General features: G+C 64.1%; 21 protein-coding genes, 1 tRNA gene and 1 other RNA gene. 16 read left to right on the forward strand and 7 right to left on the reverse strand.

Translation table 11 applies throughout. The annotated features are described in order from the left end of the window. Nucleotides 1-7 precede the first annotated feature (7 nt). On the forward strand, nt 8-694 hold the full coding sequence (locus tag JQ46_RS07435) for an amino acid ABC transporter permease (RefSeq protein ID WP_034986781.1): 687 nt from the start codon (nt 8-10) through the stop codon (nt 692-694). Beyond that, entirely contained in the window at nt 694-1,632 is a 939-nt protein-coding gene (locus JQ46_RS07440) for an amino acid ABC transporter permease (RefSeq protein WP_034986889.1), read from the forward strand. Before JQ46_RS07435 ends, JQ46_RS07440 begins: the two co-directional genes overlap by 1 nt. Nucleotides 1,633-1,646: 14 nt before the next feature. Here the strand turns inward: JQ46_RS07440 and JQ46_RS07445 are convergent, their stop codons facing one another. From JQ46_RS07445 to aceE, 3 genes are all read right to left on the reverse strand, one after another. Further along, complete coding sequence (locus tag JQ46_RS07445; protein ID WP_237744774.1) at nt 1,647-2,528, reverse strand: serine hydrolase domain-containing protein; 882 nt, start codon at nt 2,526-2,528, stop codon at nt 1,647-1,649. Beyond that, on the reverse strand, nt 2,525-2,881 hold the full coding sequence (locus JQ46_RS07450) for an acyl carrier protein (protein ID WP_034986783.1): 357 nt from the start codon (nt 2,879-2,881) through the stop codon (nt 2,525-2,527). Before JQ46_RS07450 ends, JQ46_RS07445 begins: the two co-directional genes overlap by 4 nt. Nucleotides 2,882-3,093: 212 nt before the next feature. Beyond that, nucleotides 3,094-5,850, reverse strand: coding sequence for a pyruvate dehydrogenase (acetyl-transferring), homodimeric type (gene aceE / locus JQ46_RS07455; RefSeq protein WP_034986785.1), 2,757 nt, complete (start codon nt 5,848-5,850; stop codon nt 3,094-3,096). A 247-nt stretch (nt 5,851-6,097) separates the two neighbouring features. Between aceE and JQ46_RS07460 the strand changes: the two genes are divergently transcribed. The 3 genes from JQ46_RS07460 to JQ46_RS07470 all read left to right on the forward strand — a co-directional run bounded on the left by JQ46_RS07460 (nt 6,098) and on the right by JQ46_RS07470 (nt 8,191). Continuing rightward, nucleotides 6,098-6,592: a DUF3052 domain-containing protein gene (locus JQ46_RS07460; protein WP_034986787.1), complete on the forward strand. Its 495-nt coding sequence runs from the start codon at nt 6,098-6,100 to the stop codon at nt 6,590-6,592. Between the two features lie 136 nt (nt 6,593-6,728). After that, nucleotides 6,729-6,804, forward strand: a tRNA-Val gene (locus JQ46_RS07465). Between the two features lie 121 nt (nt 6,805-6,925). Next, a complete protein-coding gene (locus JQ46_RS07470) occupies nt 6,926-8,191 on the forward strand; it encodes an SURF1 family protein (RefSeq protein ID WP_034986789.1) in 1,266 nt (421 codons plus the stop codon). Nucleotides 8,192-8,909: 718 nt separating this feature from the next. On the opposite strand, the gene JQ46_RS07475 is transcribed toward JQ46_RS07470, so the two are convergent. Together JQ46_RS07475 and JQ46_RS07480 are read right to left on the reverse strand one after the other, a co-directional pair. Then, nucleotides 8,910-9,425, reverse strand: coding sequence for a low molecular weight protein-tyrosine-phosphatase (locus JQ46_RS07475; protein ID WP_034986791.1), 516 nt, complete (start codon nt 9,423-9,425; stop codon nt 8,910-8,912). Between the two features lie 122 nt (nt 9,426-9,547). Next, nucleotides 9,548-10,264, reverse strand: coding sequence for an HAD hydrolase-like protein (locus JQ46_RS07480; protein ID WP_034986794.1), 717 nt, complete (start codon nt 10,262-10,264; stop codon nt 9,548-9,550). A 123-nt stretch (nt 10,265-10,387) separates the two neighbouring features. Between JQ46_RS07480 and JQ46_RS07485 the strand changes: the two genes are divergently transcribed. From JQ46_RS07485 to JQ46_RS07520, 9 genes are all read left to right on the forward strand, one after another. After that, on the forward strand, nt 10,388-11,605 hold the full coding sequence (locus tag JQ46_RS07485; protein ID WP_034986796.1) for a Nif3-like dinuclear metal center hexameric protein: 1,218 nt from the start codon (nt 10,388-10,390) through the stop codon (nt 11,603-11,605). 13 nt (nt 11,606-11,618) lie between these two features. Beyond that, nucleotides 11,619-12,365, forward strand: a complete 747-nt coding sequence (locus JQ46_RS07490; RefSeq protein ID WP_034986798.1) for a zinc ribbon domain-containing protein — start codon at nt 11,619-11,621, stop codon at nt 12,363-12,365. A 36-nt stretch (nt 12,366-12,401) separates the two neighbouring features. After that, the gene (locus JQ46_RS07495) at nt 12,402-13,763 is read left to right on the forward strand and encodes a bifunctional RNase H/acid phosphatase (RefSeq protein WP_034986894.1); all 1,362 of its coding nucleotides are present in this window, start codon (nt 12,402-12,404) and stop codon (nt 13,761-13,763) included. Nucleotides 13,764-13,776: 13 nt separating this feature from the next. After that, nucleotides 13,777-14,241: RNase P RNA component class A (gene rnpB / locus JQ46_RS10815), an RNA gene on the forward strand. A gap of 59 nt (nt 14,242-14,300) precedes the next feature. Further along, nucleotides 14,301-15,848 carry an RNB domain-containing ribonuclease gene (locus tag JQ46_RS07500; RefSeq protein ID WP_034986800.1) on the forward strand — a complete coding sequence of 516 codons (1,548 nt, stop codon included), beginning with the start codon at nt 14,301-14,303 and terminating at the stop codon, nt 15,846-15,848. Between the two features lie 38 nt (nt 15,849-15,886). Next, a complete protein-coding gene (locus JQ46_RS07505) occupies nt 15,887-16,075 on the forward strand; it encodes an SPOR domain-containing protein (RefSeq protein ID WP_034986802.1) in 189 nt (62 codons plus the stop codon). Continuing rightward, nucleotides 16,065-16,526, forward strand: coding sequence for a YidH family protein (locus JQ46_RS07510; protein WP_034986804.1), 462 nt, complete (start codon nt 16,065-16,067; stop codon nt 16,524-16,526). The genes JQ46_RS07505 and JQ46_RS07510 overlap by 11 nt, the downstream gene beginning before the upstream one ends. Nucleotides 16,527-16,562: 36 nt before the next feature. Beyond that, nucleotides 16,563-16,940: a DUF202 domain-containing protein gene (locus JQ46_RS07515; RefSeq protein WP_237744775.1), complete on the forward strand. Its 378-nt coding sequence runs from the start codon at nt 16,563-16,565 to the stop codon at nt 16,938-16,940. A 33-nt stretch (nt 16,941-16,973) separates the two neighbouring features. Beyond that, the gene (locus JQ46_RS07520) at nt 16,974-17,738 is read left to right on the forward strand and encodes a hypothetical protein (protein ID WP_155271113.1); all 765 of its coding nucleotides are present in this window, start codon (nt 16,974-16,976) and stop codon (nt 17,736-17,738) included. Nucleotides 17,739-18,111: 373 nt separating this feature from the next. On the opposite strand, the gene panB is transcribed toward JQ46_RS07520, so the two are convergent. Then, complete coding sequence (gene panB, locus JQ46_RS07525; protein ID WP_034986809.1) at nt 18,112-18,972, reverse strand: 3-methyl-2-oxobutanoate hydroxymethyltransferase; 861 nt, start codon at nt 18,970-18,972, stop codon at nt 18,112-18,114. A 111-nt stretch (nt 18,973-19,083) separates the two neighbouring features. On the opposite strand from panB, the gene JQ46_RS07530 reads away from it, so the two are divergent. Then, nucleotides 19,084-20,421 (forward strand): glutamine synthetase family protein, encoded by a 1,338-nt coding sequence (locus JQ46_RS07530; RefSeq protein WP_034986811.1) that lies wholly within the window; start codon nt 19,084-19,086, stop codon nt 20,419-20,421. A 95-nt stretch (nt 20,422-20,516) separates the two neighbouring features. Beyond that, nucleotides 20,517-23,585 (forward strand): bifunctional [glutamine synthetase] adenylyltransferase/[glutamine synthetase]-adenylyl-L-tyrosine phosphorylase, encoded by a 3,069-nt coding sequence (locus JQ46_RS07535; RefSeq protein WP_034986813.1) that lies wholly within the window; start codon nt 20,517-20,519, stop codon nt 23,583-23,585. Here the strand turns inward: JQ46_RS07535 and JQ46_RS07540 are convergent. Continuing rightward, on the reverse strand, nt 23,582-24,373 hold the full coding sequence (locus JQ46_RS07540) for a sortase (protein ID WP_034986815.1): 792 nt from the start codon (nt 24,371-24,373) through the stop codon (nt 23,582-23,584). The genes JQ46_RS07535 and JQ46_RS07540 overlap by 4 nt on opposite strands. Nucleotides 24,374-24,400 lie beyond the last annotated feature (27 nt).

A 24,400-nucleotide genomic window follows, 5' to 3' on the forward strand; every position in this document is an offset into this window, starting at 1 on the left:
ACGCACTATGAACCCCGAACTATGGTCCGAGATGAAGCCCGAACTGCTGCCCGCATTTTGGGTGACCATCAAGTTGACGTTCTTCTCCGCGGTCGGTTCGCTGATCTTCGGCATTATCCTGACCGCCATGCGCGTCAGCCCCGTGGGCATCCTGCGTAACCTGTCCGCGTGGTACATCAACATTGTTCGTAACACCCCGCTGACGTTGATCATTCTGCTGGCCTCCATGGGTCTGTACTACAACTTGGGCCTGCTGCTGGCGGTGGAGAACGATTCCTTCATTGAAAAGCAGAACTTCCGCCTGGCAGTCCTAGCCTTCGTGGCCTACACCTCCTGCTTCGTGGCGGAATCCCTGCGCTCCGGTATCAACACCGTGCCCTTCGGCCAGGCCGAGGCTGCCCGCTCCCTGGGGCTTAGCTTTGGCCAGAACTTCCGGCACGTGATCTTCCCGCAGGCCCTGCGCGGAGCGATCGTGCCGCTGGGCAACACCCTGATCGCGCTGACGAAGAACACCACCATCGCTTCGGTGATCGGTGTAGCTGAAGCGTCCCTGCTGATGAAGACCCTGACGGAGGACTACGCCAGCGACATTCTGGTGATCTTCGGTGTAATCGCAATCGGATTTATCATCTTGACTCTGCCTACCGGGTTGTTCTTCGGCTGGGCAGGTAAGCGATGGGCGGTGAAGCGCTAATGACTACACGTGCAACGGTTCTTTATGACGCCCCAGGCCCGAAGGGGCGCAGGCTCAACTCAATCCTCACGGCGGTTACCGTCGTAGTGGTCGCTGTGATCCTGGTCCTGGTGGCATTAAAGCTGAATGACAAGGGTCAGTTTGAGTCCGAGAAGTGGTCCTTCTTCCTGGAGGGCAGCACCTGGACGACCTACATCATCCCAGGCCTGATCTCCACGATCGGCGCGGCCGTGGTCTCCATCGTCTTGGCGATGGCTATTGGTGCGCTGCTGGGCGTGGGCCGACTGTCCACCTCCGCACCCGTGCGTTGGATCTGCGGCATCATCGTGGAGTTCTTCCGCTCCATCCCAGTACTGGTTCTGATGCTGTTCGCCTACGCGGTGTTCTCCCTTTTGCAGCTGGTGCCTTCCAGCTGGCTGGGCTTTTCCGCAGTGGTCTTCGGCCTGACGATGTACAACGGCTCCGTGATCGCAGAGACCCTGCGCTCCGGCATCCAGTCGCTGCCGCGCGGCCAGCGTGAAGCAGCGATTGCGCTGGGGCTGAGCCACCGCCAGTCCATCAACCTCATCCTGCTGCCGCAGGCTGTGGCCGCCATGCTGCCGGCCATCATCTCCCAGATGGTGATTGCCCTGAAGGATTCCGCTCTGGGGTACATGATCGGCTTTGTGGAAGTGGTTCGCTCTGGCCGCCAGCTAGGCGAGTACTACGGCGCGATGATCCCAGCACTGCTGCTGATCGCACTGATCATGATCGTTATCAACATGGCTCTGGCGAAGGTGGCTGAGCGCATTGAGATCCAGCTGCGTTCCGGCCGTGCCCGCCGCAACATCGTGGCCAAGGTTCCGCACCAGAGGGAGCAGGGTATCGATACCAAGGACAACGCCTACGTTGATTGGCGCGCAGAGGGCCACGAGGACCTGCGCACTACCTTCGAGTAGCACGCTGCGCAAGGCTAGCCCAGCGCCTCCCAAAGGCGCTGGTTGAAGCCATCCCAGCGCTGCTTGGCCCAGTCGCCGAAGTTCTCATCCGTGAGGACGACGGCGGCTTTTTTCTTTTCCCCACTCCGGTCAACCCATAGGAAAGTCCCCGACTGGCCGAAGTGTCCCGCCACCGTTGCGGGCATACCCTCGCCCAACCAGTGCGGCGACTTCTCGCCGTGCAGCTCAAAGCCCAAACCCCACGGGCAAGGCTTCTGCATTCCGTAGCCCGGCACCACCCCGGAAAGCTCCGGCCACTGGGGCTCCAGCGCCTCGTTCAAGGTAGAGGGAGCCAGGAGTGAGGGCGTCAAGAATTCAGAACACAACACCGCAAGGGCATCGACCGAGGCAGAAAAACCATGCCCCGCGCTGCCCTCGACCTTTACCTCGATGCCCAGCGGCGCGCACACGCCCTCGGCCACGTACTCCGCGAAGGGCATGTCGGCCTCCGCGGCGATGAGATCCGCCAGCACCTCGTAGCCCGCCGAAGAATAAATCCTGCGGGCACCACGCGGCTTCTCCGGGGTGCGGCCGCGGAAACCAATGCCACTGGTGTGAGCCAGCAGCTCGCGGACGGTCGGCAGGTCGTCGAATTCGGGCAGCAGCTCGGCGGGGACCTGCTGGTCCAGCTCGAAGGCGCCCTCCTCGACGGCAAGCAGGGTGGCATAGGCGGTGACCAGCTTGCTCACGCTGGCCAGGGGGAACTGCGCGGACGTGTCGCCGAAGGTCACTGTTCGAGCACCCGCCCCGGCTGCGCTGTCGTCCTCCCACAGCGCCGCCGCGGCCACGTTGTCGACGGGCCAGTCCCGCAGCTCGGCGAGTACGTCCTCTACCGCGGCCACCTTCTCGCCGCTCACTTGTCCACCAGGCCAACCAGCTCGTCGATGGTCTTCACCCGGTTGATGTCCTCGTCCGGCACCTCCACGCCGAACTCCTCCTCCAGGCGCACAGCAATGTCCATCAGAGACAGCGAGTCGATGTTCAGGTCATCGCCCAGGCGCTTGGAGCCCTCCAGCTCCTCGCGCTCGATGCCCGTCGCATCCTCCACGACGTCCAGTACGATGCTGCGCTTGTCCTTCTCGCCTGCGCCGTTCTTCCCGGAGCCCGCAGCGCCTGCCGTGCCCTCGGCGCCAGCGCCAGCACCTTCGGCACCGTCCTTCTTCAGCTTCTTCGACAGTGCCGCAGCCAGCTGGTTATCTTGTTCAGCCATGATCGTTCCTTCTCCTGCCACTCCATATCCGCCCGCGCGTCGGTCGCTAAGCTAAAAGCCTTGTGGCTAAAGCTCCAGCGCAATCCCGCATCGCGCGGACGTTTGTACACTCATCCTAACAATCTTGCGGGAGCGCCCGGAGGACGTCACCCGGGCGCTGCTGAACCGGCTGGCCACGCCAGGAGCAGACGTAGCGTGCCGCTAGCTCGTCGCTAGTTGGTTGCAGTCGGGTCGTCGATCTGGAAACGCTCGGCGGCCTCCGCGGCCACGGAACGCTCGATCTTGCCCTCGCGTGCCAATCCCAGCAGCACGCCCACCACGATGGACTCCGCATCCACGTTGAAGTACCGGCGCGCCGCCTCGCGAGTATCCGCAAAGCCGAAGCCATCGGCACCCAGCACCACGTACTCGCCCGGCACCCACTTGCGCACCTGCTCGGCCACGGTGGTGGCGTAGTCGCTCACCGCCACGAACGGACCCTCCGCGGCCTCCAGCTGCTGGGTAATAAACGCCGTGCGGGGCTCCGCCGCCGGGTCGCGCAGCTGCTCCAGCTCCACGGCCTGGCCATCGCGGGCCAGCTCGTTCCAGCTGGTCACAGAGAACACGTTCGCGTCTACGTCGAACTCCTTCAGCAGCTCCTTCGCCTTCAACGCTGCTGTCATGGCCACGCCAGAGGCCAGAATATTGGCCTGCAACCCCGCTGAGCCCGAGGCGGCGTCATAAAGGTAAATACCCTTGTGCAGCCCCTCCACGTCGAGGTTCTCTGGCTCCGCCGGTTGGTGGATCGGCTCGTTGTATGCGGTGAGGTAGTAGATCACGTCCTCGCCGCGTCCATCGTTGCTGTTCTCGCCGTACATGCGCTCGATGCCACGGTGCACGATGTGGGCGATCTCGTAGGCAAATGCCGGGTCGTAGGTCACCACTGCAGGGTTTGTAGACGCCAACACGGGGGAGTTGCCGTCCATATGCTGCAAGCCCTCGCCTGTCAGCGTGGTACGGCCCGCGGTGGCTCCGATCAGGAATCCGCGAGACATCTGGTCTGCGGCCGCCCAGATCTCGTCGCCCACGCGCTGGAAGCCGAACATCGAGTAGAAGATGTACAGCGGGATCATGACTTCGCCGTGGGTGGCGTAGCTGGTGCCGGCGGCGATGAAGGAAGCCATAGAGCCGGCCTCCGAGATGCCTTCGTGCAGAATGTGTCCGTCGGTGGCCTCGCGGTAGGAGAGCATCAGGTCGTGATCCACCGGCGTGTAGTTCTGGCCGTGCGGGTTGTAGATCTTCAGCGTCGGGAACCAGGAATCCATGCCGAAGGTACGCGCCTCATCCGGGACGATCGGCACGATGCGCTTCTTCAGCTCGTCGTCGCGCATAAGGTCCTTGAACACGCGGACCAGGGCCATCGTGGTGGCGACCTCCTGCTTGCCGGAGCCCTTGCGGGCCAGCTTCGCAATGGACAGGTCGGGCATCTTCAGCGGCGTGAACTTCTCGCGGCGCTCCGGCAGGAAGCCGCCGAGCTCCTTGCGGCGGTTCAGCATGTACTGGATCTCTTCCGCATCCTTGCCGGGGTGGAAGTACGGCGGCAGGTACGGGTCCTTCTCCAGCTCTTCGTCGGAGATCGGGATGTCCTGCTTATCGCGGAGAAGCTTCAGATCCTCCAGCGCGAGTTTCTTCATCTGGTGGGTCGCGTTGCGGCCCTCGAAGTTGTGGCCCAGTCCGTAGCCCTTAATGGTGTGGGCCAGGATGACGGTCGGCTGGTCCTTGGTCTCCAGGGCGCGCTTGTAGGCGGCGTAGATCTTGCGGTAGTCGTGGCCGCCGCGGCGCAGGTGCCAGATCTCCTCATCCGTCATGTCCTCCACCAGCTTGGCGGTGCGCGGATCCTTGTTGAAGAAGTACTCGCGGACGTACGCGCCGTCGTTGGCCTTGAACGTCTGGAAGTCGCCGTCCGGGGTGGTGTTCATCGCGTGGACCAGGGCGCCCTCTTCGTCGCGGGCGAACAACTCGTCCCATTCGCGGCCCCAGACGACCTTGATGACGTTCCAGCCGGCTCCGCGGAAGAAGCTCTCCAGTTCCTGGATGATCTTCGTGTTACCGCGCACCGGGCCGTCCAGGCGCTGCAGGTTGCAGTTGATGACGAAGGTCAGGTTATCCAGGTTGTTCAGCGCGGCGGTTTGGATCAGGCCGCGGGATTCCGGCTCGTCCATCTCGCCATCGCCGAGGAATGCCCAGACGTGCTGCTGGGAAGTGTCCTTGATGCCACGGTCGTGCAGGTAGCGGTTGAAGCGCGCCTGGTAGATGGCATCCATGGGGCCTAGACCCATGGAGACGGTCGGGAACTCCCAGAACTCCGGCATGCCGTGCGGGTGCGGGTAGGAAGGCAGGCCGTGGTTCGGCTTAGAGGCCTCCTGGCGGAAGGCATCCAGGTCTTCTTCCGTGAGGCGGCCTTCCAGGAACGCGCGGGCGTACATGCCGGGGGAGGCGTGGCCCTGGAAGAAGATCTGGTCGCCGCCGCCCGGGTGGTCCTTGCCGCGGAAGAAGTGGTTCAGCCCGACCTCGTAGAGCGGAGCCGCGGAGGCGTAGGTGGAGATGTGGCCGCCCACCCCAATGTCCGGGCGCTGGGCGCGGTGGACCATGATGGCCGCGTTCCAGCGGATCCAGCGGCGGTAGCGCTTCTCGATCTCCTCGTCACCCGGGAAGTCGGGCTCCTGGGTGGTGGGGATGGTGTTCACGTAATCAGTGGACAGCAGGGGAGGCAGGGGGACACGCTTGGCGGTGGCACGCTCCAGCAGGCGCAACATCAGGTAGCGGCCACGATCCGGGCCCGCGGATTCCAGCAGCCCGTCGAGGGAATCCATCCACTCCTGGGTTTCCTCCGGGTCGGAATCGGCCAGGTAGGAGGCCACTCCGTCTCGGATCAAAGCAAAGTTGCTGGCATCGTTTGCGCTGTTGTTTTCTTCTGCCGAAGTGGACATTGGTTCGTCCTCCTTAGATCCGCGGGTTGTGGGGCGCCTTTGTTTCCGGCCCCTTGTGGCTTCCACAGTACGTCAAAGTCGCGTTAGAAAACCTCCGTTGGCAGCCCGACTGTGTTAGGTTCAAAAATGAAGATTTTTAACCACACCAGCTGCGATAACCGCAGGGGCGTGTAGCGGTTGTGATACGGCTACTACGCGCAGGCGGTTAGGCGACGGGCTGGTTTTCTTAGAAAGGTACGAAATAACAGTGGCAATGGCCCCCGGTCCGGCTTCGAGCTCTACAGGCCCCGCTGGCGGCGCACAAGGCAATGGCGCGAAGGGCGCACAGCGCGCGCAGTCTCAGAATGGACACGATTGGGCGGCCCTGCTCAATGTCGAATCCGACAGCCTGATCCAGGAAATCGGTTGGGACGAAGACTGCGACGACAGCATCAGCGAAGCCCTGGAAGACGCTATCGGCGATGCCCTGTTGGATATCGACACTGACGAAGTGGTTGATGTCGTACTTCTGTGGTGGCGCGACGAGGACGGCGACTTGGTCGACGGCCTGGTCGATGCGACCCGCAGCCTGGGGGAGGACGGCCGCATCTGGCTGCTGACCCCCGCGAAGCTGGATGCCGGCCACGTGGAGCCGGGTGTGATCGCCGAGTCCGCCCAGCTGGCGGGCCTGGTGCAGACCAAGTCGGAGCGCCTGGGCGACTGGCAGGGCGCCTGCCTGGTTTCCTCTGGCACCAAGCGCTAGGCGGCTTGTCCGTGCTGCCGCTTGCCGCACGGCTAGCACTACCGCGCCGGGTCTGCTCGTCCCGCACCGCGCACGACCTGCGGTTTCGTTGTTTTGCGGGTGGGCGTGCTAGAGTCATTAACGCTTCAAACAGCACGCGCCTTTAGCTCAGCTGGAAGAGCAGCTGGTTTACACCCAGCAGGTCGGCGGTTCGAACCCGTCAGGGCGCACCAAAATTTTCTACAGCCTCGTAGCCACCCCGGCCGCGGGGCTGTTGTCGTTCTTCGCTCCGCCGGGATCCGCCCATCCTGCCGGGATCCACCTATTTGGCCGCCCCGCTGCGCGGGGGCAATAATGGAGCACATGGCATCCTCGAAGCGCAGCGGCTGGCGAAACTTCCTCACACCCGGATGGGTCATCACCGCCATCCTCGTCCTCGCCTTCACCTACGCCGCATTCAGCTTCCTAGCCCCCTGGCAACTGGGGAAGAACAAGGACAAAAACGCCTTCAACCAGCGCCTCGAACAATCCCTGCAAACCGACCCCGCCCCGATCACCGATGTGATCCCGGGCGACGGGGAATCAGTGGGCGTCGAAAAGGAATGGACCAGAGTCGCACTACAGGGCCGATTCCTGCCGAACAAGGAGGTGCTGCTGCGCAACCGCCCGGTGGAATCGGCTCACTCTTATCAAGCTTTGACGCCCTTTCGGCTCGACGGCGGGCAGACCGTCTTGGTGCATCGCGGGTGGGTCGCCGTGGAGGGGGACGGGGCTGCGCCTCGGCTGAAATCTGCGCCGGATGGTGAGGTGAAGGTGACCGGGTTTATCCGCATGAGCGAGGCTGTGCCGGATGCGAAGCCTACGGAGTCTCAGGGATACACGCAGGTCACGGGCATGTCGACGAAGCAGATCTCCGAGGTGACGGGCGAGGATCTGGCGGCGGATTATGTGCAGCTGGATTCGGAAAGCGTCGACCGCCTGAACAGTATGGCCGGTGGCGGTGCTGGTGGTGCTGGCGGCGATGGTGCTGGCGGCGGAGCTGCTGATAGTGATGCTGGTGCCGACGGTGGTGCCAGCAGTGACACCGGCGGCGGAGAAGCCGGCGGTGCGCCGGATCTGAAGGCGCTGCCTCTGCCGCACTTGGATGGTGGCACGAACTTGTCCTATGGAATTCAGTGGATTGCTTTCGGCATCTTGGCGCCGGTGGGCTTGGGCTGGTTTGTGTATGCGGAGATGCGCGAGCGCCGGCGTGAGCGCGAGGAAAGCGCCGAGGTCGCCCGCCTAAATGCCCAGATCACCGACGGTGCCGGTGGTGATGGTGCTGACGCTGGTGGTGAAGGTGGCGGTGCTGGTGGTGAAGGTAGTGCGAGCAGTGCTGGCGGTGCTGGCGGTGGGGTAGGCGACGGAGCTGCTTCAGCTGTTGGCGCGCGTTCCGGTGTCGCTGGAGCTGCAGGCGACGGAGCTGCTAAACCCAAGTCGGCCGAATCTAAGAAGTCGGAACCCAGTGGCGCCGAGAAGCCGAAGTCTCGAAAGCGTTCCGACCTTACCGATCGCTATGGAGGCACCCGCTCCCGCTTCGAAGAGCGCCGCGCGGAAAAGCGCGGCAGGGAGCGCTTCTAGTCCCACAGGTCGCCGGCCCGGCCCGACCCGGCCCGCGGGTATCGCCCCCAAGTCCACAAGCTGCTGCTACTTGGCAACAAACTGCCTCTCTGGACACAAACTGCCTCTCTGGCAACGAACCGCCTCCCGGGCACGCTGCAAGTTGCCCCTCAGCCAGCAGAATGTCGTTAGATCGGGAATACGTCAACGCCGATCGCGCTCCACGGTTTTTCAAAACCTTTTGACCTGCGGTTTTAGATAAATGGAAATGGCTGTCATCAACGCATTCCCGTTCTAGCGACACGTGATCATCTGAGGTGGCTCAAGATCTCCGCTATGGCGACATTTGGGCGCCTAAAACCGCTCCGAGGCCTCGATCCGGTGGCATTTGGCTATGGCCTGTTTTTATTTGGGTACGTGGAGTGGTTGAGAATGCTCAACTCGGCGGTATTGGGTGGTGCCGGAAGGGTTAAATGTCGGAAAAGTTGCAAAACAGAAAATCGGCTAGATGACAGCCTGCGACAAAAACGCTCTGACCTGCATGTTTGCATTAGTGAAAATTGTCTGCAATAACGTTGTGCAACTTTTCCGACACTTTGGCGGAAGCGGTGAATTTTGGAGTGTGCAGGCCCGGTGTTTTGCAACTTTTCCGACAATTAGGGGTCAACGGTGCAGTTCGGAGGTCTGCAGCCGCTGGCGTTCTGCACGCTTTCCGACATTTAAGCGGCGGAAAGGCTCACTAACGCCCCAGCTGCTCCCGGACATACTCCACAATGCCCGGTACGGCGGCCTCAATCTGCTGCCCGACCTCGGTAAAGTCCGAGCGGTGGCCGTAGTAAGGGTCGGCGACTTCGGCACCGGCGGGGGAGTTGGCGTCAAAGGTACGGAACAAGCGAATGCGCTCCGGGGCGACACCCGCGTTGCGCAACCCGCGCACGTGCCCGTCGTCCATGGCCAGGAAAAGGTCGGCGCCCAAATGCTCAGGTCCGAGCTGTGCCGCGCGGTGCGCCGTGCCGTCGTAGCCCAATGACGCCAACTCATCCACCGCCCGACCATCAGCGCCGTCGCCGATGTGCCAGCCGCCGAGTCCGCAGGAATTCAGGGTCACGGGCGCGTCGGCGGCGGAGGATTCGGCAGCATCAGCGGCCGGGGAGTGACTGGTGGCGATGCCGGCTTCCTCGAGGCCGGCGCGCAGAATCACCTCGCCCATCGGGGAGCGGCAGATGTTGCCCGTGCATACGACAGTGATGTGCATTTAATTCCTTTCAGTTCATTGAGGACTTGAGGTTCGGGGCTGCATTGCGTTGGCAGCGCCACCCTGCTGGCGCGGCGCAGCCCCGGCAGTCCGGCAGCGCCCCTGGCATTGAGGCGCCCCGGCTAGCCCTCGTTGGCCCAGCGCTGCACCAGCGCGTCCAGCTCCTCCAGAGTGTCCACGCTGTAGGCGGCCTTGGCGTGCTCGTCTGCGGAACCGTAGCCCCAGCCGACCAGCACCGTGGGGATGCCGGACTGCGCGGCGCCCTCCACGTCGTGGATGCGGTCGCCGATTAGCAGCATCTTCGTCGGGTCGAGAGCCTGCAGGCCTTCCTCGGCGCTCATGTGAGCCAGGAATTCCCGCACCTCGGGAGCCTCCTTCAGCTGCTCCAGCGCGTACTCAATCACGGCAGCCTTGGATCGGCGGGTGCCGTCCTCCTGTGCCGCGCCGAGTACCGCGAAGTACTTCAGCATGTCGTGCTCGCGCAGGATCCGCTCCGCCGACACTTCGGACTTGGACGTTGCCGTGGACAGGATAATGCCCTCGCTGGACCACTTTTCCAGCAGGTCGCGCATGCCAGGGAACGGGGTGGCTTCCTTCCAGCGTCCGTTTTCCTGGTCCGAAAGGTATGTGTCAAAAACCTTCTGCAGCAGTTCGCCTTCCAGGCCAATGTCCTGCAGGGTCTCCACCATCGGCGGGCCGGGGATCTCGCGCACGCGCTCCTCGTCAGGCACCGGCACCCCGTGAGCCTCCAGGGCGTTCACGAAGCTGGCGCGGATGCCGGGGTAGCTATCCATCAGCGTTCCGTCTACGTCTACAAGCAGAATTGGTAAGTCTCGCACTCCTCCAGTGTGTCAGATCTGGCTAGGCTGGGTGGAGCATGCAGCCAGCCGAGCGAGCAGCCGGGCTGGCAGCACCTTGCAGCCGCAAAGCTAGCAGCACATAGCAGTACCCCAGGAGAATCCGTGCCCGAGCCATCCACCCACCCTGCCGCACCCGCCGCGAACCCCGAGACCGCCGCACCCGCCGCGAACCCCGAGACCGCCGCACCCGCCGCGAATCAAACCACCGTCGCCGACGTCGCCGCCGCCTTGGAGGCCGCCTACCCGCCTCACCTCGCGGAATCCTGGGACGCGGTGGGCCTGATCTGTGGCGACCCCGCCGAGCCCGCCGACAAGGTCGCCTTCGCCTTAGACTGCACCGACGCCGTCGTGGATGCCGCCATCGCCCAGGGCGCGCAGATGCTCGTGGTCCATCATCCGCTGCTGCTCCGCGGCGTCACCGCCGTGCCCGCCAACTCCCCGAAGGGCCGCATCGTCCACAAGCTGATCCGCAACGCCATCGCCCTATTCGCAGCACACACAAACGCCGATTCCGCCCGCCCCGGCGTGAACGATCGCCTGGCCGAGCTCCTCGGCGTCACCCCGGGCGCACCCTTGCGGCCGATCCCTTCTAGCACCGACAAGTGGGGCTTCACCGTTCCTCTTAATGACGCCCCCACGGTGAAATCCGCCATCTTCTCCGCAGGCGGTGGCGCGCAGGGTGACTATGAGCAGGCCTGCTTCGAGTTCTCCGTCACCGGCCAGTTCCTGCCCACGGAAGGCGCGAATCCGCACCTCGGCGCGGTCGGGGAGGTAGAGACGGTCGAGGAGGTCCGCATTGAGTTCGTAGCCCCCGCCGCGAAGCGGGAAGCTATCCGCGCGGCCCTCATCAAGGCCCACCCCTATGAGGAGCCGGCCTACGACTGCGTGGAAACCTCCCTGCCCACGCCCGCCGACCAGCAGCTGGGCATCGGGCGCGTCGGCGAGCTGGATACCCCAATGACCCTGCGGGAGTTTACCGCCCGCGTGGCCGAGCGCCTGCCCGCTACCGAATGGGGCGTGCGCGCAGCCGGAGACCCGGATGCCATGATCCGCACCGTCGCCGTCGCTAGCGGCGCCGGAGATAGCTTCCTCGGCCAGGTCGCAAAAATGGACGTGGACTGCTTCGTCACCTCCGACCTGCGCCACCACCCGGTGGATGAGCACCTGCGCATGGGCGGGTGCCCGGTGATCGATACCGCCCACTGGGCCAGCGAGTTTCCGTGGTGTTTCCAGGCGGAAGGCGTCATTAAGAAGGCAACGAAGGCACAGACCACAGTGATCGACGTGCGCACCGACCCGTGGACCGTGCACGAAAAATAGGAGGACAACTGCGATGCGCTGGACCACCGACGACCGAAAGAACCTGGCAGACCTAGCGCGCGACCAGGAGGAGCTGGACATCGCTCAAGCGCGGCTGGACTCGCTGCCGGAGCAGGCGAAGCTGGAGGAGCTGCAGGCTCAGAAGCGCGAGGAACGCCGCCAGCAGGTGCTGAACAACGCGCAGGTCAGGAGCGACCAGGCCTCCCTGATGCGCCTGCGCCAGGACGTGGCGAAGCTCAAGGAGCGCGAGCGGGCGAACGTGGCGGGGCTGAACTCGCAGACCGACCCGGAGCGGCGGCGCGACCTGAAGCACGACCTGCACAGCACCCGTGACCGGCTGCGGGATCTGGAGGGTCGACTGGAACGCTCCGTGAAGGTGCAGTCGATGTTCAGCGGGGCCAATTCCGCCGCCGACGAGGCCGACGACCAGACGCATGCGCAGATCGACGAGGACATCGCCGCCGCGCAGACCGACCTGGACCGGGCGACCAACGCCCTGGAGGCCGACATTTCCGCCATCAAGGCCCGGTTGACCCAGCGGCGGACGGCACTGGAAGACACGAACGCGGAGCTGCTGCAGGCCTACGATCAGCAACTCGCCGAGCACGGGGTGGGGGCCGCGCCGTTGAAGGGGCGGACTTGCCAGGCGTGCTTCATGGAGTTAGACCCACTGTCCTTGAAGGAGATCGACAAGCTGGCAGCAGACGGCAGCGGGGAAGTGCCACGGTGCCCTGAATGTAATGTCCTGCTGCTGCGATAGAGTGACCTGAAGACGACAGAACGAGGGTGATGAATGATGCGCTTAGACGTGGAATGCGACGGAGGATCCCGCGGTAACCCGGGCATCGCCGGTTGCGGCAGTTCGGTCCTGGAGGGTGATCAGGAAGTAGCCGCACGCTGGGAGTTCATTGCCAAGGCCACGAATAATGTGGCGGAGTACCAGGGGCTCATCAACGCCTTGGAGTTGGCCATCGAGGTGGCGAAAATCCGCGGGATCGCCGCCGCGGACCTGGAGATCCAGGTACGCATGGATTCCAAGCTCGTCGTCGAGCAGATGAGCGGCCGCTGGAAAATCAAGCACCCCGACATGAAGCCCCTGGCCGCGCGGGTCAAGGAGCTCGAGGCGACTCTTGCCGCCGTCACTTACAACTGGGTGCCGCGCGCGCAGAATAAGCGCGCCGACGAGCTGGCCAATCGCGCCATGGATGATGGGATTGGGGGGCGCTGGTTTGATGACGCCCTCTCGTTCCAACCCGCCGCCGACTCAGTCGAGGCCGGCGAGGATGCTGCACTGGCTCCTGCAGGGGCTTCAGGCGCTGCGGGCAATGAAAGCAAGGGCGCGGATGCCACCGGCGCGGCGGCCGTGACCGACGCCGCGAGCGCGCCGGAATGGCACCCCGGCGGGAAGCCGACCCGCCTGTGGGTGCTGCGGCACGGGCAGACGGAGATGAGCGTGCAGAAGCAGTTCTCTGGGCTCTCCGACCCGGAGCTAACCTCCCATGGGCGTGAGCAGGCCCGCCGGGCCGCGGCCTACGTGGCCGGGCAGCTGGCAGGCGGCGCGGGTGCTATCTACAGCTCCCCGCTGAAACGCACCCGCCAGACCGCGGAGGCCGTGGCCGAGGCGCTGGCTGCGGCCCCCGCGGAGGCCGCAGCGGTCGCCGGTTCCAGTAACGCTGGTGGCGCTGGCACCGCCAAGCCTCGAGTCCATGTGACCGAAGCCCTGATCGAGATGGACTTCGGAGACTGGGAAGGCCGCACCTTCGCCGAGGTCATGGAAGAATTCCCCCTTGAGCACGACGCCTGCTTCTGGGACAGTTCCGCAGCCCCTAGCGGAGGCGAAAGCCCCGATGACGTGCTCGCCCGCGTGCGCCCCTTCCTTCGCGACGTCGCCCGCAACCACCCCGGCGAGGATGTCGTGCTGGTCAGCCACGTGACACCCATTAAGTCCATCCTGCGCCACGCTTTTTGTGCCAGCGGCGCGTTGTACCGCACGCTGCACCTGGACCTGGCGGGCTTGAGCGTCATCGAAATTTTCCCGGATGGTTCAGAAGGTTCCGGGGGAGAAGTGGGCGTCAACAATAAGGGCAGCAACAAAGACAGCGCCGTGGTGCGAAGGGTCAACGATACGCACTTCCTCGATGGAGAAACCGTGCGCTAGAGTTAAACCTTGTCGAGACGGCCGGGCGATCGCGGCGCGCGGAACCACCCTGCATACAGGGCAGGCCGGGCGCGGAGGAAAGTCCGGACTCCACAGGGCAACGGTGGTTGCTAACAGCAACCCGGGGCGACCTGCGGGAACAGTGCCACAGAAAACAAACCGCCCGCCACGCGCGGGTAAGGGTGAAAAGGTGCGGTAAGAGCGCACCAGCACCTCAGGCGACTGGGGTGGCTAGGTAAACCCCACCGGGAGCAAGGTCAAGGTGCCCGCACGCGCGCCATCCCAGATGGTGCACAAGCGTGCGGCGTAGCTCTAGGGCTGCCCGCCCAACGATGAGCAGGTAGGCCGCTTGAAGCCACCAGCAATGGTGGGCTCAGATGGATGATCGCCTCGTCCTACGCCTTCTTCGCGTGCCCACGCGGTGCTGCGGAGTGGGCGGGGGATAGGACAGAATCCGGCTCACAGGCTGTCTCGACTTAAAAATTTTTTGGGGCTTAGGCGTGGCCGGGGTGGCGCGGTTGTGTCACTCTTGGAGGCATGAAACTTTTCGCCGCCGAGCTGAACTTCCGCACCATTGCAGAGGAATTCGAACTGCCGGAACGATTCCCCGAGGACGTTCACGCCGAAGCGTTGCAGGCCACGGACCGTCATGCAAACCAACGTCGTGATCTGCGGGATATTCCTTTTGTGACGATCGACCCCGCAGGTTCGATGGACTTGGATCAGGCGGTGAATATTCAGGACGCGCCGGGTGTTGCAAGCGGGATCAGCGACGGCGGGGCGGGAACCGACGAAGGAGCAAGCGCCGACGGCGGAGGTAATGCGGCGCGGTGGCGCGTGCTCTATGCAATCGCGGACGTTGCCGCGCTTGTTGATCCAGCCGGGCCGCTGATGGCGGAATCCCTGCAGCGCGGCCAGACGATGTACCTGCCGGACGAGCCCACCCGCCTGCACCCGGCAGAACTCTCGGAGGGCAGCGCCTCGCTATTGCCGGATCAGACTCGCCCGGCCGTGGTATGGGATATTTTGCTGCGCGCCGACGGTGAGGTTGCGGATTTCACCGTATACCGCGCGCTGATCCGCTCCGTGAAACGCTTCGACTACACCGAGGTGGAGGCGGACATGCACGGCGGCACGCTGCACCCCGCCATCGCCCAGCTGCCGGAGGTTGGCCGGGCGCGCCAGCGCTCTGATTTGCGGCGTAAGGCCATCAACCTGCGTTTGCCTTCGATCTCCGTGGAGCGCACGCAGGATGACGATGGCGCCGAGCGCTATGTGCTGGGCATCGACGAGCGCCAGGAGATGAACGACTTCAACTCCGAGCTGTCCCTGCTGGCGGGCATGTGCGCCGGGGAGATGATGGTGCGCGCGGGCGTGGGCATCCTGCGCACCCTGCCGCCCGCCGGGGACAAGGAGATCGCCGCCTTCGACCACTCTGCGCACGCCTTGGGGTTTGATCGTTCCGGCCGCCCGATCGGGGAATTGCTCGCTGATATTGACGCCTCCACGCCGCGCGGTATGGCACTCATGCGTGACGCGCAGAGTCTTCTGCGCGGGGCGGGGTACCAGCAGTTCGGCCTGGTCGGCGTGGATGCTGAGGCTGGTGAGTCTGAGCCCGCTGGCGCGGCCGGCGCGGGCGAGGATGCCGGTGCGGCGCCCAGCATTCACGCTGGCATCGGCGGCCACTATGCGCACGTCACCGCGCCCCTGCGCCGACTGGTGGACCGCTTCGCCACGGAAATCTGCCTGGCGATCGCCAGCGAACAGCCCATCCCGGAGTGGGTGACCGCCAACGTCGACCAGGTTCTCGGCACCATGAAATCCAGTAGCCAGACGGCCAGCGCCGTCGACCGTGCCTGCCTGAAACTCACCGAGGCGGTCGTCCTGCAACCGTGGGTGGGCCAGAACTTCAACGCGACGGTGCTCAATAGCGACGGCGGAGACAAGGCGAAAATCCTGGTCGAGGAGCCTCCCATCTTGACGACTTGTGTGGGCGGCCCAGACGAGGCGTCAACAGTTAAAGTCACCTTGATCGAAGCCGAACCCGCAGCGCGGAAGGTACGTTTCGCCTGGCCGGCCGATTAGGCAGGGGGCCGTCCGGTGCGTGTGGTACACATGAGCCTATGAGCGAAAATGATGCGCAGAAGTGGTACTACGACACGAAGACCGGCCAGGTGAGCCAGGGTAAGGACAGCGCGTGGGATAGCCGCATGGGGCCCTACGACACGCGCGAGGAGGCTGAGGCTGCCATTGAGACCGCGCAGCAGCGCACCAAGGAAGCCGAGGAATACGACGCGGAAGATGACGACTAAGAACTCCGGGAGCGTGGGCGGCGCGGGCGGTGGCGTAGGCGCCGCGGGCGGTCGCGTAGACGGCGAGGCGGAGCGTTCGTGGCTGGCGCGTACCCTGCTGCCGGAGGGGAAGGAGCCGGATCCGCGGTTTACCCTGGCGAATGAACGGACCTTCTTGGCGTGGATCCGCACTAGCCTGGCGTTTCTGGCTGGCGGGGTGGCGCTGGAGGCATTCCGCTCGCCGAACGTGCCCGAGCACCTGTGGAGCGCCGCGGCTGTGCTGGTGCTGATCGTCGGCATGTTGATCGGCCTGGGGGCGGCGGTGCGGTGGCTGCGCGTGGAGCGTGCCATGCGGACCGGGAAGGCTCTGCCGGTGCCCGCGATCGTGCCCTTCCTGGCGGGCGTGGCTGTGGTGGCATGCGCGGTTGTGCTGGGGTTTGTCATCTTCGGCGACTTTGGGATGGAGCTGTAAGTGACGCGCCGAGCGGTGCCTGAGACTGCGCGGGAGGTGTCACGCCAGGGTGCGCGTGGTGCTGCACAGGCGGGTGCGCGGAAGGTGCCCGAGCGACCGCACTCTGACCTGGGGCTTCAGCCGGAGCGCACCAGCCTGTCGTGGCAGCGCACTTTGCTGGCGCTGCTGGTCGTCAGCGCGATGCTGTTCCGGTGGATCGGCCGCTACGGTGTGATCGTCCTGCCCGCGGCCGGGGTGTTGATGCTGCTCGCGGCGCTCATTCTGCTGACCCAAAGGCGCCGCTACCTGCGCTTCAGCGCCGGCCTGCGCGCCGAGCGCCTCACCGCAAACGTCGGCTCGGTCGTCGCGGTGACTGCGGCTGTCCTGATCTGCGGCGTGGTCGCCGCCACCTTCGTTATTCTGGACGCCATCTAGCCCCAGCTGCTCAATACTGTTGTACTGTCCTAAGTGTTGATAAAGCACACCGTTCAAGGTGAGCCGCTGTGTGCAGTGAGTAAAGAGGGGGGAAAGCTGGTGGCCGTGGACGTAAATGTTTTCTATCGGACTTTTGACGTCTCTGATGTTGCCCCAGGGGCTAATATTTTAGATCTCATCTTTCACGGGTTGATCCTCTTTACTGTTCTGTCCGGCATTATGGCCTGGGTGGTAATCATTATTTTGATTTCCAGATCGGTTTGGAGAAAAAAGAACCCGGGTAGACAAACCCGTATGTGGACATTTTTCTTTGCTCTGTCCTTTTCGATATACGTGATTTCTGTTCCGTTGTCCTTCAAATTAGTACTGTTCCCGGGTGAAATGTCCTCCCGGATCTACACGCTGGATAAATACGGTAACGGTAGGGCGGTTCCAATGGTGACGGAAGATTCCCCAATGAACACGGTGAGAATGGATCACGCCAAGAAGACATTTTTGGAGAAGTACCACCGAGAGGTTTTAGACGCTTTGTCTAGTGACCCAGAGTTAATGCAGTATGACCTTGTGGGATGTAGGGATCAGGGGGATGACAAGCATGAGAAGTCAATCTTCTGCGGTGGCAATCTGGATTCCGGTGTTCATGCTGTTAAGGGAGGGAAAGAGTTTAGTTTAAATCCCTATTTTCATTTTGGGGAGCGGCCAGAATCTATTCGAGAAAGAAAGGGGATGGATTTAGAAAACTCACCTGGCGGCGGCATGCCGGTTCGGCTTTCGGTTTACATTTCTGAGCAAAGCTAGCGGTGACAGGCGTGGGGCTGGCGTGGGTGTGGTGACTGGCGGTTGCTGGCGTGCTAAATGTCGTTAAAGTGGTAAAACGTTATTGGTAGCGATTGTCGACACTGCAAAGATGCAGGTCAGGGCAATTTCGCTAGCTGCAAAATTTTTTTCGGGAAGACGAATTACCACTTTTGCGACATTTAGTGGTTTGAGAGGGGGTGCCAGCCCGCCGGAATGGTGCCAGAGTGACCTGTGGGGCTGGCGTGACGCGGCGGAAGGTGGGTGTGGGTAGGTGGCAGGGGCTGGGAGGTTGGGTGTGTGACCAGTGGGGTTAGAGTGACCTGTGGGGCTGGTGTGGCGAGGTGGGGGGGACAGGCCCTGCAGGCCAGCCGGGTTAAAAGCAGTGCTCCTGCGCCGGGAACTCGCCCGTAGCGACCTCTCGCTTGTAGGCAGCCGCGGCGGCCGACAGGTCCGATCCCACCGAAGCCCACTGCTTGGCGAAGCGCGGACGGTGCCCACCGGCCGGGAACGCAGCCATGTCGTGCCACACCAGAACCTGCCCATCGCAGTCCGGACCTGCACCAATGCCAATCGTCGGGATGGCCAGCTCCTTAGTTACCGAAGCAGCCACGTCCGCGGGCACCATCTCCAGAACAACCATGTCGGCACCGGCTTCCTGCACGGCGCGGGCGTCGGCCAGCAGCTGCTCGGCGCCAGCCCCGCGGCCCTGCACCTTGAAACCGCCCAGCTGGTTGACGGACTGCGGAGTAAAGCCGATGTGTGCGCACACGGAGATGCCGGCGTCAGTAATAGCGCGAATGCGATCCGCAATCCGCACCCCGCCTTCGATCTTCACCGCGTGCGCGCCCGTGCGATGCAGCATCTCGGTGGCGGCCTTCACGGCCTGCTCATCCGAAGCCTCGTAGGTGCCGAAGGGCAGGTCAGCGACCACGGCGGCATTACCGGCGCCGCGGACAACGGCGGCTGTCAGGTAGACCATCTCGTCCATGCTGATGCGCTGGGTGGCGTCATACCCAAACACCACATTCGCGGCAGAATCGCCGACCAGCATGATCTCCACGCCCGCTTCGGCGAACGCGACGGCGGTGGAGTAGTCGTAGGCGGTCAGCATCGCGAACGGCTCGCCCGTGCCCTTGCGCGCCTTCAGGTCGGCAATGCGCACCTTCTTAGTGGGGACCAGGTAGCCGTTGGGGGTGGAGCCCGATGTTCCAGATGTTGCAGTCATGCTGTTCATTCTAGGTGACGCCCTCAACCCCAACCGCTTAACCGCCGACTAGCGCAAACGGGGGCGTGGCCTAGCGCAAACAGGGGCGCAGTCGGGCGGGAAACTTCTACAATGGGGGATATGAATCGCCAACAGGAATATGTTCTGCGCACGCTGGAAGAACGCGACATTCGCTTCGTTCGCCTCTGGTTCACGGATATCCAGGGGTACCTCAAGTCCGTGGCGGTGGTGCCAGCCGAACTGGAGGGGGCTTTCCAGGAGGGCATCGGTTTCGACGGCTCGGCGATTGAAGGATTCTCCCGCATCGCGGAGTCGGACACGATTGCACAGCCGGACCCGTCGACGTTCCAGATCTTCCCGTTTAAGTCAGATGATGGAGCTTTGTCGGCGCGCATGTTCTGTGACATTGCGATGCCGGATGGCACCCCTTCGTGGGCGGACCCGCGCCAGGTGCTGCGCCGCCAGATGAAAGCCGCGGCGGACCAGGGATTCAGCTGCTATGTGCACCCGGAGATCGAGTTCTTCCTGGTCAAGGAGCTAGAGACTGAGGGTTATCCGCCGGTGCCGACGGATAACGGCGGCTACTTCGACCAGGCGGTCACCGACGACGCTCCGGCTTTCCGCGCCCACGCGATCAGCGCGTTGGAGCACATGGGTATTTCCGTGGAGTTCTCGCACCACGAGAACGCGCCGGGGCAGCAGGAGATCGACCTGCGCTACGCCGACGCCCTGACGATGGCGGATAACGTGATGACCTTCCGCTACCTGATTAAGCAGGTAGCCCGCCGCAATGGGGTGGCCGCGACGTTCATGCCTAAGCCTTTCCGCGAGCACGCGGGTTCCGCGATGCACACCCACATGTCCCTGTTCGAGGGAGAGAATAACGCTTTCCACGATCCGGATGATGAGCTGCGCCTGTCGGGCACCGCAAAGTCCTTCATCGCGGGCATCCTGGAGCACGCACCGGAGATCACGGCGGTGACGAACCAATGGGTGAACTCCTACAAACGCATTACCTCCGGCGATGAGGCTCCGCGTGCGGCGGCGTGGGGTGCGTCGAACCGCTCGGCGATGATCCGCCTGCCGATGTACACGCAGAACAAGGCGGCTTCCCGCCGCGTGGAGGTTCGCTCCCCGGATAGCGCCTGCAACCCGTACCTGGCTTACTCGGTGCTGCTGGCCGCAGGCTTGAAGGGCATAGAGGAGGGCTACGAGTTGCCCAACCCAGCGGAGGAGGATGTCTCCCGCATGACCCGCCGCGAGCGCATTGCCGCAGGCTACAAGGATCTGCCCTCGGATCTGAACAGTGCCCTGCGGGAAATGGAGCGTTCCGAGTTGGTTGCCGATGCCCTCGGCGAGCACGTCTTTGAGTTCTTCCTGCGCAACAAGTGGCGCGAGTGGTACGAGTACCAGTCGCAGATCACGCCGTGGGAGCTGCGGAACAACCTGTCTTTCTAGTCGCCTTATCTGCGGCTTCCTCTCCCACGCTTCCATCCCACTCACACTTCCATCCCTCCCACTACTTCCTTGAGTTCTAGGAGCACCTTCACCCCATGACCCGCCCTCGCAGTTCGCGTTCCTCCGTGCCGACCGCCCGCACCCTGGGCCTGACTCACCCCAAGGCGCAGGAGGACCTTGAACGGCTCGGCTGGGTGGATGCCCAGCACGCGGAGCAGATGTGGATTCTCGCTGCGACGGGCGATCCGGATCTGGCGCTGAACAACCTGATCCGCCTGGTAGAGGCGCTCGACCGCGCGGACGGTGCGGACTCCGCAGGCACCAGCGCCGAGTTGCTGGCGCGCATCAACGAATCCCGCCAGTTCGCCGTCCGCCTGCTGAGTCTGTTCGGCGCGTCGTCCATGCTGGGCGACCACATCGTTGCCAACCCGGCAGAGTGGAAACAACTCGAAGACGGGATGCCCTCGGCCGAGGAAATGATGGAGCTCATGCTCGGCAGCGTCTCGGCAACCCCCATCGAAGGCTCGGGCGAGCGGGTGTTTCGGGCGGGCGTCACAGGCTCAGAGGCCGACGACGCAATGCGCCGAACCTACCGCACCATTCTCGCGCGCATCGCCGCCGTCGACGTCGCGGGCACCTTCGTGCAGCGTGGCGAGGAATCGGCCGAGCCTGTCGAGTTCGAGCTGGTCTCACGCCGACTCTCCGACGCGGCGGACGCCGCGCTGACCGCCGCCCTGGCCGTCGCGTGCGCGCAGGTGTACGAACCCGATGAACAGCCCGCCCGGCTCGCAGTGCTGGCCATGGGAAAGTGTGGCGCGCAGGAGTTGAACTATATCTCCGACGTGGACGTCATCTTCGTCGCCGAACCCGCCGACCCGAAGGCCACCCGCTGGGCAGGCGAGTTCATCAACATCGGCAGCCGCGTGTTCTTCGAGGTAGATGCCGCCCTGCGCCCCGAAGGCAAAAGCGGTGCCCTGGTGCGCACCCTCGAATCGCACGTGAAGTACTACAACCGCTGGGCTGAAACCTGGGAGTTCCAGGCACAGCTAAAGGCGCGCCCCATGACCGGCGACCTGGAGCTAGGCCAGGAGTACGTCGACGCGCTGGCATCGAAGGTGTGGTCAGCCGCCGAGCGAGAGGACTTCGTGCAGGACGTGCAGGCCATGCGCCGCCGGGTGATCGAGAACATCCCGGACGACATCCGCACCCGCGAGCTAAAACTGGGCCCCGGGGGACTGCGCGACATCGAGTTCGCCGTCCAGCTGCTGCAGATGGTGCACGGGCGCACTGACGAATCGCTGCGCACACGCTCCACCGTCGCCTCGCTGCGCGCCCTGGCCAAGGGCGGCTACATCGGCCGCGCGGACTGCCAGAACCTGCAGGAAAACTACGCCTTCATGCGCCTTTTGGAGCACCGCCTGCAGCTGCAGCGCCTGAAGCGCACGCACACCCTCCCGCCGAAGGAGGACAAGGCTGCCCGCGTGTGGCTGGGGCGCACCTCCGGCTGCCGTCCCGAGGGCACGAGGAGCATGGACGAGCAGCTGGCGGCGGATGTTAAGCGCGTGAGCCTGGAGATCAGCCAGCTGCATTCGAAGCTGTTCTACCGCCCGCTGCTGTCGTCTGTGGCGGCGATGCAGGCCGATACGATCCGCCTGTCGCCGGAGGCCGCGAAGCGCCAGCTGGCCGCCCTGGGCTACGCCTACCCGGACCGCGCCTTCGAGCACCTAAGCGCCCTGGCCGCGGGCAGCAGCCGCAAGGCCAAGCTGCAGGCCATCATCCTGCCCACGCTGCTGGAATGGCTGGGGGAGACGGTCGACCCGGACGCTGGCCTGTTGAACTACCGCAAGCTCTCCGAGGCCGCGCACGACTACAGCTGGTTCCTGCGCCTGCTGCGCGACGAGAACATCGTGGGCAAGCGCCTCATGCACATCCTGGGCACCTCGCCCTATGTCGCGGAGCTGTTCTTAAACTCCGTGGACTCGGTGAAAATCCTGTCCGACGGCGCCATCGGCCCGAAGTTCCTGGAGCGCGAGCCGCAGGTCGTCACCCACTCCCTGGTCGCAGCTGCCGGCCGCCACCGCCACCCGGATAAGGCCATCGCCGTCGCCCGTTCGCTGCGCCGCGCGGAGCTGGCCCGTATCGCCGCCGCCGACCTGCTGGGCTTCATGGACGTGGAGCAGGTCTGCGTTTCCCTGTCCTGGGTGTGGGACGCAGTGCTCGAGGCCGCCCTGCGCGCCGAGATTCGCTTCTGGGAAGACGAGAATGTGGCCAACGCGCCGGCGCGCATCACCGTTATCGGCATGGGACGGTTGGGCGGTGCGGAGCTCGGGTATGGTTCTGACGCCGACGTGATGTTTGTCGCCCAGCCTGTCGAAGGCGCGGATGAATCAGAAGCGCTGAAGTGGGCCACCAGTATTTGCGACTCGGTGCGAACGCGCCTGGGCAGGCCCAGCCAGGATCCGCCCCTGGACGTGGATATTGACTTGCGCCCGGAGGGGCGCAACGGCCCGGTCGTGCGCACGCTGGATTCCTACCGCCGCTACTACAAGGAGTGGGGCGAGACGTGGGAGATGCAGGCCTTGCTGCGCGCCACGTGGATCGCGGGTGACAAGGATCTGGGCATCGAGTTCCTGCGCATGATCGACGACTTCCGCTACCCGCCGGGAGGGGTAGATGACAAGGTCGTCCAGGAAGTTCGCCGCATGAAGGCGCGTGTGGATTCCGAGCGTCTGCCGCGTGGCGCAGACCGCAAGACGCACACCAAGCTGGGCCGTGGCGCCCTGACGGACGTGGAGTGGACCGTGCAGCTGCTCACGATGCAGCACGGGGACGATGCGGATAACCTGCGCAACACCTCTACCCTGGAGACCCTGCGCGAGCTCGCCAGCGGCGAGTATATCGCCGAGTCCGATGCGGAGATTCTGCGGGATGCCTGGGTTACCGCCACCATCGCACGCAATGCGATTGTGCTGGTCAAGGGCAAGCGGAAGGATCAGCTGCCCAGCCACGGCGACCAGCTGCGCCACGTCGCGGCGGCTGCCCACTGGCCGCCGGAGCAGGCCCAGGAGTTCCTGGACGACTACCTGAAGAAGACCCGCAAGGCCCACCGAGTGGTGGACCGGGTGTTCTGGGGCGAGGACGTCGGCATCGACTACGGCGGCTAGACCAGTTCGCCCTCGACGATGACGTTGTAGCCGAGGTCGTTGCTGCCGGAGACCGAGCAGGCGATCAGCACGATCCGCCCCGGACGCTTGTCGTCCATAATGTCAGGGTCCACGATGGCCTCGTGCTTATCCACCAGCCAGTTGCGGGTGACCTTCCAGGTCCGCTGGTGGTTCGCGCCGTCGCGCATCTTGATTTTTGCCCCGTTCAGCACGTCGGAGGAGTAGCGCTTCACCGGCTTGCCATCCGTGCCGTTCACGTTCTGCGGCGGGGCGTTCAGGTTCACATCCGCCGTCACCGCCTCGCTTAAGGGGTTAAACACCAGCGGAGCCGCACCCCACGCATGCCCCAGGACGTACATCGTGCCCTTCTCCGCATCCTTCGGCGATACACCCCAGCCTTCGACCCAGCGCACCATGGTGTTCTGCGGTCCTGCCGGGTTCAGCGGCAGAGCGTAGGGCATCGAGGCAAACGTTGCACCCTGCACCGGGGCGGGGCCGTCCATCGTGAAAGACCCGGTTCCCTCGACCGGCCCCGGAACTACCGAGGGATCATCCTCGTCCTCCCGCTTGCCGTCTTTCTTCGGCTTCTTCTTCTCGCTGGGTTTCGCGGAGCTCGATGTGGCAGAGCTGGAAGAGCCCTCGCTGGAGTTGGTGGTGTTGGAGGCCGAGGGGGCGTCCTCACCAGAAAAACCCAAGATGGCCCAGATAGCCAGAGCGATAATTACCAGCAGTGCCACAACGGTGGCCAGAACACGGCGGCGATTAGCGAAGGGGCGGGCAAAGCTCATGGTGAATAAGTCTATCCATAACCCACG

Source organism: Corynebacterium jeikeium (assembly GCF_000738175.1).
GTDB lineage: Bacteria > Actinomycetota > Actinomycetes > Mycobacteriales > Mycobacteriaceae > Corynebacterium > Corynebacterium jeikeium_C.

Excerpts from the sequence above, each read along its gene's own strand:
- JQ46_RS07435 (WP_034986781.1), top strand. The coding sequence starts at position 8 with ATGAACCCCGAACTATGGTCCGAGATGAAGCCCGAACTGCTGCCCGCA.
- JQ46_RS07440 (WP_034986889.1), top strand. The coding sequence starts at position 694 with ATGACTACACGTGCAACGGTTCTTTATGACGCCCCAGGCCCGAAGGGG.
- JQ46_RS07450 (WP_034986783.1), bottom strand. The coding sequence starts at position 2,881 with ATGGCTGAACAAGATAACCAGCTGGCTGCGGCACTGTCGAAGAAGCTG.
- aceE (WP_034986785.1), bottom strand. The coding sequence starts at position 5,850 with ATGTCCACTTCGGCAGAAGAAAACAACAGCGCAAACGATGCCAGCAAC.
- JQ46_RS07470 (WP_034986789.1), top strand. The coding sequence starts at position 6,926 with ATGGAGCACATGGCATCCTCGAAGCGCAGCGGCTGGCGAAACTTCCTC.
- JQ46_RS07475 (WP_034986791.1), bottom strand. The coding sequence starts at position 9,425 with ATGCACATCACTGTCGTATGCACGGGCAACATCTGCCGCTCCCCGATG.
- JQ46_RS07490 (WP_034986798.1), top strand. The coding sequence starts at position 11,619 with ATGCGCTGGACCACCGACGACCGAAAGAACCTGGCAGACCTAGCGCGC.
- JQ46_RS07495 (WP_034986894.1), top strand. The coding sequence starts at position 12,402 with ATGCGCTTAGACGTGGAATGCGACGGAGGATCCCGCGGTAACCCGGGC.
- JQ46_RS07500 (WP_034986800.1), top strand. The coding sequence starts at position 14,301 with ATGAAACTTTTCGCCGCCGAGCTGAACTTCCGCACCATTGCAGAGGAA.
- JQ46_RS07505 (WP_034986802.1), top strand. The coding sequence starts at position 15,887 with ATGAGCGAAAATGATGCGCAGAAGTGGTACTACGACACGAAGACCGGC.
- JQ46_RS07510 (WP_034986804.1), top strand. The coding sequence starts at position 16,065 with ATGACGACTAAGAACTCCGGGAGCGTGGGCGGCGCGGGCGGTGGCGTA.
- panB (WP_034986809.1), bottom strand. The coding sequence starts at position 18,972 with ATGAACAGCATGACTGCAACATCTGGAACATCGGGCTCCACCCCCAAC.
- JQ46_RS07530 (WP_034986811.1), top strand. The coding sequence starts at position 19,084 with ATGAATCGCCAACAGGAATATGTTCTGCGCACGCTGGAAGAACGCGAC.
- JQ46_RS07535 (WP_034986813.1), top strand. The coding sequence starts at position 20,517 with ATGACCCGCCCTCGCAGTTCGCGTTCCTCCGTGCCGACCGCCCGCACC.
- JQ46_RS07540 (WP_034986815.1), bottom strand. The coding sequence starts at position 24,373 with ATGAGCTTTGCCCGCCCCTTCGCTAATCGCCGCCGTGTTCTGGCCACC.